At 27.2% G+C, this 10743-nt stretch carries 8 protein-coding genes and 1 riboswitch; of the genes, 6 read left to right on the top strand and 2 right to left on the bottom strand.

Annotated elements, in window-relative coordinates:
* The 4 genes from Q0V08_RS07940 to Q0V08_RS07925 all read left to right on the top strand — a co-directional run.
* A partial coding sequence (locus Q0V08_RS07940) for a hypothetical protein (RefSeq protein WP_297433708.1) occupies nucleotides 1-1955 on the top strand: 1955 nt, incomplete at its 5' end.
* 32 nt (nucleotides 1956-1987) lie between these two features.
* A complete protein-coding gene (locus tag Q0V08_RS07935; RefSeq protein WP_297433706.1) occupies nucleotides 1988-2695 on the top strand; it encodes an EAL domain-containing protein in 708 nt (235 codons plus the stop codon).
* 18 nt (nucleotides 2696-2713) lie between these two features.
* Nucleotides 2714-3145 carry a hypothetical protein gene (locus Q0V08_RS07930; RefSeq protein WP_297433705.1) on the top strand — a complete coding sequence of 144 codons (432 nt, stop codon included), beginning with the start codon at nucleotides 2714-2716 and terminating at the stop codon, nucleotides 3143-3145.
* 78 nt (nucleotides 3146-3223) lie between these two features.
* Nucleotides 3224-3299, top strand: a riboswitch (cyclic di-GMP riboswitch).
* 72 nt (nucleotides 3300-3371) lie between these two features.
* Complete coding sequence (locus Q0V08_RS07925; protein WP_297433703.1) at nucleotides 3372-3692, top strand: hypothetical protein; 321 nt, start codon at nucleotides 3372-3374, stop codon at nucleotides 3690-3692.
* Between the two features lie 47 nt (nucleotides 3693-3739).
* On the opposite strand, the gene Q0V08_RS07920 is transcribed toward Q0V08_RS07925, so the two are convergent.
* A complete protein-coding gene (locus Q0V08_RS07920) occupies nucleotides 3740-5422 on the bottom strand; it encodes an FAD-binding protein (RefSeq protein ID WP_297433701.1) in 1683 nt (560 codons plus the stop codon).
* 82 nt (nucleotides 5423-5504) lie between these two features.
* Nucleotides 5505-7607 (bottom strand): BglG family transcription antiterminator, encoded by a 2103-nt coding sequence (locus Q0V08_RS07915; RefSeq protein WP_297433699.1) that lies wholly within the window; start codon nucleotides 7605-7607, stop codon nucleotides 5505-5507.
* Nucleotides 7608-7824: 217 nt separating this feature from the next.
* On the opposite strand from Q0V08_RS07915, the gene Q0V08_RS07910 reads away from it, so the two are divergent.
* Nucleotides 7825-9759: a fructose-specific PTS transporter subunit EIIC gene (locus tag Q0V08_RS07910; protein WP_297433697.1), complete on the top strand. Its 1935-nt coding sequence runs from the start codon at nucleotides 7825-7827 to the stop codon at nucleotides 9757-9759.
* Nucleotides 9752-10743 (top strand): alpha-amylase family glycosyl hydrolase (locus tag Q0V08_RS07905; protein ID WP_297433695.1); only part of this gene is annotated, 992 nt, incomplete at its 3' end. The genes Q0V08_RS07910 and Q0V08_RS07905, both read left to right, overlap by 8 nt.

Here is a 10743-nt window from a genome sequence, read left to right as displayed (position 1 = left end):
ATATTAATGGTTTAAAAGATTATATAATAGATGAAGTTGATATAGAAAATTATAATAATAATTATTACACTGTTTCTCTTGGAACAGTTTATGTTAAGCAGGAAAAAGGAGCGTATGATAAAGATAGAGTTCCTACAATAGGATTGGGAACTCCAAATGAATGGGGTTATACTGGTGAAATAAATAAAGTTAAGCCACTCGAGGAAGTTTCGAATATATTTTTAAATATAGGCTCTAAACAGCAAATCTATCCTTATCTTGTAGAAAAATCTAGAGTAGGAACTTTATTTAGAAAAGCAATTGAAAAAGACGTAGGAATAGATTCTAAAACTAAAGCTATTACTTTAGGTGCTTATGGAACAGTTGACAGTATAACTGGAGAGGTAAAAATAGCTATTCCTAAAGGGGTTTTAACTGAGATAATAAATTATGCAAAATCTAAAAGTGGTGATATCGTAGAGATTCCATATTCTAATGACTACAAAATATCTTTAATTCCTAGTTCAAAAAAGAGAAATACAACTAGAATAAACATCCCAGATACATCTCAAGGAGAGGTTAGAGAGATTCTTTATCCTAAAATTAAATTTAAGAAAAAAAGTGGGAATCAAAACTCTACTGGAAACTTTGAATATGATTATAAACTTAACGATTTAGAGATTGGAGAAAAGGATTTAATCGATAATGGAGATTTAGATAAAGTATCAGGTTTTGTTGAGTTTAAACAAAAACATATGTCTTCAGGTGATAAACAGATTCCAATGATAGCTCTTGGAAAACAACTTGCCGCTCCAAAAGGGTATCTATTTAATCAAAATACCACTACAGTTCCTAGAGAGATTTATATTGCTAATTATGGTAATAACGCTCTTAAAACTTATCCATATTTTAAAGATTTGAAAGGTGGAGTATTAGAAGGTAACTCTCCAATTCAGGGAGGAATACAAAAAGGTAGTGATAATTCAAACTTAGGTATTTGGGTTTACTCTGATAAAAGTCGAGAGGAAGTATCTGGAAACTTAGCTATAAAAATCAAAAATGAAGATAAAAAAAATTTTCTAACATATGCTAGAGGAGTCAACTCAGAAAAAGTTAATCTTAGAACAGAAGAAAACGTAACTTTTGTTCAAGGGGATTATTCAAACAATAAATATAATTTTCCGATGGATTCTAACTCTTCAAGAATTACTAAAGTTTCCTATCCATCTATTGTAATAGTCAAAGATATTGTAGAGAATAATAATATTGAAATAGAGTTTAAAAACAACTACATAAAAGGAGAAAAAGTTAAATTTGATTTTGCTGGAAATAGTACAAACTCTAGTGTAGAGACTAATCTAAACTCTGGGCAATTCATAAATGGATTAGAACTTAATGATGGAAAATTAGAAATAATTTATAATAATAATGAATTAATTTCTGTAAATATGAATCCTTCTGGAGAAACTAAAGCCACTATTCAAGAATCAAATTTAAAGATGAATATTAATTACAATAATGATGGTTTAGTTTCTCTTTCTCTAGATGATTGGAGTGGAGATTCTCATGTATTCACAATTATACATAAGGAAAGATCTGGTTTAGTAAGACGGCAATATACCGTAAAGCTAAAAACACCTGGTCCAACTTTTGAAATTGAAACTAAAGATGTAATTTTAGATTTTGGAACAATCTTAAAAGGTGATAACTCAAAGACCGCTACTTCTAAAATAGTTATAAAAAATATATCTGGAAAAGAACTAACTTTAATACCAGTTACAACAGATGGGAAAGTATCCTTAACAAACAACAACTCTTTAATTAAAGCTGGTAACTTTTCAATAAGTGCTGAACAAAAAGAGATTTCTACTGGAAATAGTTATTTTATATTAGAAGGAAAGCTTATAGATACAAGTACTGCTACTACAGAGGGTGAACATACAGGACAATTTTATTTAAACGTCTATTTGAAATAATTATAGAAAATATATCAATACTGGGGGACAATATGAATAAACAATTTGAAAGTCTTTTAAAATTCAACTTAGAAGATATTTTAAAAGTTGCTTTTCAACCAATATATTCTTTAGAGGGGGAAATAAAGAGTTATGAGGCTTTATCGAGATTTTATAATGAAGATAATGATGTTATTTCTACAATCAAAGTAATCAAATTTTTAGAAAAACTAGATATTATACATGAACTAGATTTTTTAATTTTAAAAAAAGTTGAAAAATATTTAAAAAATGAAAAGAAAATAGCAATAAATGTATCGCCAATAACTTTACTTATGGATGAATTTATTGAAAAAATAACCTTACTAAAATGTAATTTATCTAATTTAGAAATTGAATTAACCGAAAGAGGTAATCTCAACTACGAAAAACTTATCATTAGAATTAATCAACTAAATAAATTAGGAATAAAAGTGGCTATGGATGATTTTCCTATGGAAAATTCTAGCTTAGAAACTCTTTTAAAAACTAAAATTAACAAAGTTAAAATTGATAGAAGTCTATTAAAAGATATCACTTGCCCTTTAGGAAAAGAAACTTATAAAGGAATTATTTCTTTGTTAAAAATAATGAGACACGAAATTACTATTGAAGGAATAGAAACTAAAGAGGAATTTGAGTTTATTAAGGAGATAGGGGTAAATTTTATTCAAGGTTATTATATTGGAAAACCAATTTTAGAAAGCGAACTGATTATTTGACCTTATAAATAAAGGAGAGTGTTTTATATAAAAATATTATTGATTTATCTATTTTTCTCTACGATTTTATTATCAACTGAGTTTAACTTATCTATAAGCCCTACAAAAATAGAGTTAAACTTAAATAATGACTCTGTTACAGATATTTACCTCATAAACAATGGCAATAAGGACGTTAAACTTTTGCCATATTTTGAGACTCCTATGGAATTTCAAAATAATAGTTTAGAATTAATGCTTGAGTGCTTTCCAAAATTTATAACCTTGAAACCAAAAGAAGAAAAGATAATCAAATTAGTATTTAAAAACAAAAATGATATATTAAAAAAGAATGAAAATTATAAGAGTTATATAATTTTCAAAGAACTACCCAATAATTCTAAATCTTTTTCAGATAAGAATATTATAATTCTTAACGAAATAGGAATAGGTATACTAGGTCAACATTAATTTAAATAAAAATCCTTCTACTATTGACAAATGAAATAATAATATAGTACAATTTTATTGTAGATTAATTTGTAAAAATTAAAATAAAGGCAAAACATAGGAAACTGTGTGACGCAAAGCTATAGGGCCTTTAAAATGGCAGCCAGTTGCAGTACATAAAGAAGTTGATACTACTTTATTTTAATTTAAAATTAAATTTTATTAGTAAATTTTAAGGAGGATTAAAATGAAGAGATTATATTTCTTTAGTTTTTTTGTACTAAATTTTATTTTGACTTTTAGTTCGAAAGATACAACTGTTGATATTTATACAAAATTAAATTTAATAAACCCTACAAAAATAGTGGTTAAAAAAATATCTAATGAAAATGAACTTAACTTTAACTTAGATAATTTTAAAGAAGAACCCGTTAGGGTTTATATTAAAGAATTTAATAACAATAATATCAATTTATACAATAAAAGAGAGATTAATGGAAAATTAGCTTTAAATTCAAAAGAAAATACTTTAAAAGGAAAAGTTACTGTAAGAGTAATGTATAACTAGTTATATATAGATAAAAAAATCCATTCGTAATTGAATGGATTTTTTTATTATTTTTTATTTATAAACTTTACTGCGTTTTCTCCAGCTACACGTCCAAATATTACAGAAGCACTATATGCCGCACTTGTACTTGTTACTTCTCCAGCTGCAAAAAGTCCTTTCACTACTTCCCCATTATTTTGAATAACCTCAGTTTTTTCATTAGCTACAACTCCACCTCTTGTCATATGAACAGCTGGTTCAACTAAAACTGCATAAAATGGTCCACTCATATCAAACTCTCTTTTTGCTTTAACATCTCTAAATGGATCTTTTATCTCTCCACGTACTCCTTTGTTATAAGCTATTACTGTTTCTTTAAATGTTGCTACTGGTACTTCCATTTTGTCTGCTAACTCTTCAATTGAGTTTGCAACTAAGTGATACCCTTTTTTTGTATGTTTTTGTAAACGATAACTTGAATCGTATAATTTTTTATCAAATACATAGAATACTTTAGCTTCTGGTTGAGCCAACATACTTTTAGCTATATCCATTCTTTCATCTTTTGTAATGTGTTCCTTTGTAAATCTCTCTCCATTTATATTAACTAACATCATTCCATCACCATTAGGACCTGCTAAATCTCTTGTCGATCCTAAAATAAATGGAATCAAGTTCATTACCTCTAAATTAGCTAATTGAATATTATTTTTTTCAAATACAGGAATTAAATCTCCTGTTGCACTAATTTGGTTTGAATGTTGCAGTTGTTCTGTTCCTGGAGCATATTTTGCCAATAACTCTTGATTAGCTGAGAATCCACCTGTTGCAACTACAATAGCTTTTGCATTTATATCATAAAAATTATTTTTATTTTGAACTTTTACTCCTGTTGCAACACCGTTATTTATAATTAAATCCAATCCTTTTGTTGAAGTACGAATATCTACTCCTAACTCTTTTGCTCTAGCTTCCATTTTATCCTGTATAACTTCACCTGCGTATACATTCTTTTCAGCCATATGACCTCTTTTTCCATAATGGTAATTTAATTTAATCCCCATCTCTCTTAACCATTTATCTAAAACAAAAGCTCCTTCAGCTTGAGTTTTTGTACGTTCTGGTGTATCCATTGGATTTGTGTTGTCCTTTATTAAACTTTCTACTGTATCATTCATTCCATTAGCTTTTTGAGCCTCTGAATTTATTAAATCATAGAAGTTCATATCAAACTTTCCATTACCACTTAGCATATCCATTTTTTCAATTAAAATTACATTTTTTAGACCCTGCTCTTTTGCTGATATAGCTGCTGCTAACCCAGCTGGTCCTCCTCCTACAATTACAAGATCTGTAGATACAGGCTCTAAATAAGCAACTGGTAACTCAGGTCCTTTTGTTCTAGCTGTAATTCTTCCGTAATCTTTTCCTAATTGTTTATATACATCATTTACTGCTCTTTTAATAGCTGTAGATGTATGAGTTGCTCCAGAAACACTATCTACTATTGGTGATTGAGCTTCTAAAATTCTCTCTTTTAGCATAGGAAATGCTCTTGTCATAACAGGAACTGTTTCATTATGTGATACAATTTTTATATCCTTTACTTCTTGTCCCTCTGCTATAACCTCTAACTTTATTTCACCAGAATACCCATTGGCCTTTGTTAAAAAAGTACGTTCTTTTGATAGTGTTGCTTGACTAAAAACTAGTAATGATGCTGCTAGTAGTATGATTCTTTTGTTCATTTATCCCTTATCCCCCTGTGTGTGTTTTTCGATATATAATAACACTTTTTTCACATTAAAACAAGTTTTTAGTTCACGGTATTTACTTTTTACCAAAATTACTTAAAAATTCATACTTTTTAATTGTATCTATTATTTTCTTGTGAGATTGCGAATTTGATAAGATTTTATCAAATTCATATTTTTTCAATAGTTCTACAAATTGTACTAAGGCATCTAAGTGTTCTTTTCCATCATATGAACAAAAAGCTAATATATATTTTGCAAATACTTTTCCTGGAAATTCAACAGGTGCCGAACATATCACTAAAGACATCCCTGTTTTTAATACATTATTTTTATTTTTTGCATGAGGTAATGCTACTAAATTATCCATAACTATATAAGAACCATTAATCTTTATGGCTTCTATCATCTCATCTGTGTATGATGATAAAGTACAATTATTCCTCTCTAATAACTCTCCAGCAGCTTTAATCGTCTCTTCCCAAGTATATACATTAGAGTCTAAGGAGATACTCTCTTTTAATAAAAATGATGAAAGAGGCTTATAACTCTCTTTTAAATCATCAACTATTAAATCATCGTACTCATTTTTTAATTTATCAATGAGAACTTTTTCATCTTTAATCTCTGTTTCCTCTTTTATAATTTTTATGAGGTTACTTAAAATTATTTTTTTCTTATATTTTGGAAAATCTAACTTATCAAGATTAAAAAAATCATCTCCATTTAGCAAAGTATTAACTACAATAACTGGTAACTTCAAATAATTTATATCTATATTATTTATATTTGTTATAATAATATCTACATTTTTATTTTCCAAATATTTATCTAACTGGTTTAATGGAATTGTTCCGATTATATTAACATCATATCTATTTTTTATTTGTTGAGCAATTAATTTAGACGTTCCAAATCCTAATCCACAAACTATTAAAAGATTCTTTAACTCCTTTTTTATAGACTTATTTCTATCTAAGGCTGACTTAAAATGTACACCTATAAATGCAATTTCATTGTCAGAAATAGATTTATTTAAAAAATCTTTAAGATAAGATAAAGCTAATTTAGTTTTTTCAAAAATAATTTTATCAATTTCTAAAAATTCTTTGACTATAGAGTTTTCTAATTCAATATTGTTTTTTGCTCTATAAATAGTTGGTTTTATATGATTAATAAGTCCTTCTAATAATATATTATCACCATTTAAATCAACCTCTATTACTTCAGAAAAATATCTAATTATTTTTTTTACCAAAATCTCTATCTCTATCCAATTTTCATATATAGAAAAACTTGTTGAATAACTATGACTTCCTAAAAGATAATCAGTAAATTTAATAAGTTCATACTTATTTAAACTAATATTTTCTGAAGCTTCAACTAATGATGCCGCTTTACTCACTAAACTATATTCTAAGGTATTCAAAAAAAAGTTTTCATTTTTATAAGTAGTTAATGGGTTTTTATGTTTTAATCTATTAATAAGTATAAATGTATAATTAATCAAAATATTATATGCTTCATCAGAAATTACTTTATTAAGAGAATTAATTAAATAATTAATAAAAACCTTAACTTGGTTGATATTTATATTTTTAAAATATTTATCTAAGTTCTTTCTAAAAAATTCTAGTTTAAAATCTATAATTTCAGAATTATATTTAAATTGATTTAATAGTTTTAATTGTATTTTTCTAATAGCTTCTTCCTCACCCACCAATTTCAAACCTTTCTGAGGATTTAAAACCAACCTTAAATTATAATTACTTAGTATATCCTCATTATTTTTCAAAGTTATTTTTATACTAGAACGACTTAAATCAAACTCTTCACATAAATCTGATATATTAATCTCCTCTTCAAAAGCTATTTTAATAAGAATTAGCTCATCTCTATACTCGCTTTTAGAAAAAGAGTTAGAACTATTAAATATTCTTAATAATTCTATTAAAGATGTATTTCTAAATTCTAAAACACCTTTACTCAGTTTATTAATAGGAACTAAACTATTCTTCTCTAAATATTCATTTATTGTTTCTAAATCATAACGGATACTTCGATCACTAACATCCAACATTGAGCTCAATTCTTTTATAGTAATCACTTTTTCATATTTAATTAATAATTCTAAAATAGAAATAATTCTTTTATTAATTTTTTCCTCCTTACTTTTCAAAAAAAATTGAAAAAATATAACCTGTTAATTTTGTAATAATAAATTAAATCAATTTAATTATAACACTAAAGAATCAAAAAACGTACTTTTATAACAAAAAATTTCATTTTTTTCTGAAAAAAATAGAAAATTTACAAATCATTATAAAATTGGTATTCTAATTTATAGGGTATTAAATTAATTTTTTTCAAAAAGTTTTAAGTAAAAGGAGAAACAAATGAATTTTAAAAATTTAGTAAATGAAAATTTAGTTCTTTTAAATCTAGATTTAAAAGATAAAAAAGATATTATTAAAGTTTTAGTCGATAAACTTTATGATAATGAAAGAATTACCTCTAAAGAAAATTTTTATAAAACAGTTATAGAAAGAGAACTATCATCACCTACAGGACTAGAAGAGGGATTAGCAATTCCTCATGGAAAAGATGAGTGTGTTAAAGAAGCTTCTATTGCTATTGCTCGATTAAGAGAACCTATTTCTACTTGGGAATCTGTTGATGAAGATAATAAAGTTAATTTGGTTTTTCTAATTGCAATTCCTAAAAAAGAGGAAGGTTCAAGTCATATTGAGATTTTAAGCAAACTTACAACGTCTTTTATGAAAGAGGGTTTTATACAAAATTTACAAAATTCCCAAACTGCTAGCGAACTTTTAAATATACTTTATTCTATTGAAGAGGAAAAAGATGAAAATGACAATAAAAATAAATATTTTGAAGATAAACCACTAATTTTAGCTATTACTGCATGTCCAACTGGAATTGCTCATACCTACTTAGCTGCTGAAGCACTAGAAAAAGCAGGTAAAGAACTTGAAGTAAATCTTTTAGTAGAAAAACAAGGCGCTCGTGGAATTGAAGGAAAACACTCTGAAGATTTAATAAAAAAAGCTGATGTTGTTATATTTGCAACTGATGTTTCTGTTAAAGAGAAGGAAAGATTTATTGGAAAAAAATATATACAAACAAGAGTTGCTGCACCATTAAAAAAAGGTAAAGAAACCATTCTTCAAGCCTTAAACAATCCTGATGGAATTGTTGAAGCTAATCAAATAAAATCTGAAAATAATACTGATGAAAAAAATGAAAATTCAAATAAACTATTTAGTATTCAAGAGATTAAAAGAGCTTGTTTAACAGGGATTTCGTATATGCTTCCTTTAGTTGTTGCTGGAGCTGTTATTATGGGATTATCTAGAATTGGAGCTTCTTTCTTTGAAATTGGAAATATTTGGGATAGTTCTTATGCTCAATCTAGTGAACCTCTAATTAGATTACTACATACTTTAGATAAGCTTGGTGGAAAAACTTTAAGTTTAATGTTACCTTTTATTGGTGGATACGTAGCTTTTGCTATTGGTGACAAAGTTGCTATAGCTCCAGGGTTCGTTGGTGGATTATTAGCTGCAGATTCTAATTCTGGATTTTTAGGAGCTCTAGTTGCTGGTATTTTGGCTGGTTATTCAACAAAAATAATAATAAAAAAAGTTAAGTTACCTGCATTTGCATCAGGAGTTACATCTATATTTATAGCGCCTATTTGTGCTGTTTTAATAACTGGATTAAGTATTATCTACGTAATTGGAGATCCTGTTGCAACTTTAAATAAATCTCTTGAAATTTGGTTAATGGGAATGAATGGTTCTAATAGACTGATTTTAGCTGCAATTATTGGAGGAATGATGGGAGCTGACTTAGGTGGACCTATTAATAAAGCGGCTCTTACAACTGCTTTAGCTTTAGTTGCATCAGGAATAACTGTTCCAAACACCGCTGCAATGATAGGAATTGTTGTTCCACCTTTAGGACTAGGGTTTGCAACTATTTTATCTAAAAAGAAGTATAGTTTAGCTTTACAAGAAGCTGGAAAATCAGCTATTTTAATGGGATTAGTTGGTGTTACAGAAGGAGCAATTCCTTTTGCTATTGAATCTCCAATAAAAGTTATTTCATCAACTATTTTAGGATCTGCCCTTGCTGCTGCTCTAGCTGTTTATCTAGGTGCAAATAATCCTCTTCCAATATCAGGTTTTTATGGATGGTTTGCAGTTCAAAACTGGCCAATTTATATTTTATCAATATTTATTGGTTCTCTATTTATAGCAATAATGAATATTTCTTTAAGAAAAGAGGAGAATAAAGAGAATGTTTAAAGATAAAGTTGTATATCAAATATATCCCAAATCATTTAAAGATAGTAATAATGATGGAATTGGAGATTTAAAAGGAGTTATTGAAAAATTAGATTACTTAAAATATTTAGGAGTAGATTATTTATGGATAACACCATTTTTTATCTCTCCACAAAAAGATAATGGATATGATGTTGAAGATTACTATAATATCGACCCTACTTACGGTACTATGGATGATTTTGATATGTTAGTTAAAGAATCTAAAAAAAGAGGAATAGACTTAATGTTAGATATGGTTTTTAACCATACTTCAACAGAACATAAATGGTTCAAAAAAGCTTTAGCAGGAGATAAAAAATATCAAGATTATTATATTTTTAAAAAAAGTAAAAATTCTAAAACTCCACCCACTAATTGGGAATCAAAATTTGGTGGAAACGCCTGGAAGTATTCTGAAGAGGTTAAAATGCATTATCTTCATCTATTTGATGAAACTCAAGCTGATCTCAATTGGGAAAATCCAGAAGTTAGAGATGAAATGAAAAAAATAGTAAAATTTTGGATGAATAAAGGTGTTAAAGGATTTAGATTTGATGTTGTTAACCTTATTTCTAAACCATCTATATACGAAGATGATAATATTGGAGATGGAAGAAGATTTTATACTGATGGTCCTAAAATTCACGAATACTTAAAAGAATTAAATATTGACTCTTTTGGAATGGATAAAGAGATTATAACTGTAGGAGAGATGTCATCTACAACTCTTGAAAACTGTGTTAAATATGCTGGTGAAAATGAAAATGAACTTTCTATGGTATTTAATTTTCATCATTTAAAAATAGATTATAAAAATAAAGATAAATGGAGTTTACAAGCTCCAGATTTTGAAGAGCTAAAATCAATTTTAAACGAATGGCAGTTGGGAATGCAAAATAATCAAGCTTGGACAGCACTTTTTTGGTGTAATCATGACCAGCCTAGAGTTGTTTCTAGATTTGG

Origin of the sequence: uncultured Cetobacterium sp. (assembly GCF_947038635.1) — a bacterium.
GTDB lineage: Bacteria > Fusobacteriota > Fusobacteriia > Fusobacteriales > Fusobacteriaceae > Cetobacterium_A.
The sequence above is the reverse complement of the archived record's forward strand: the minus strand, read 5'-3'. Positions and strand labels throughout refer to the sequence as shown.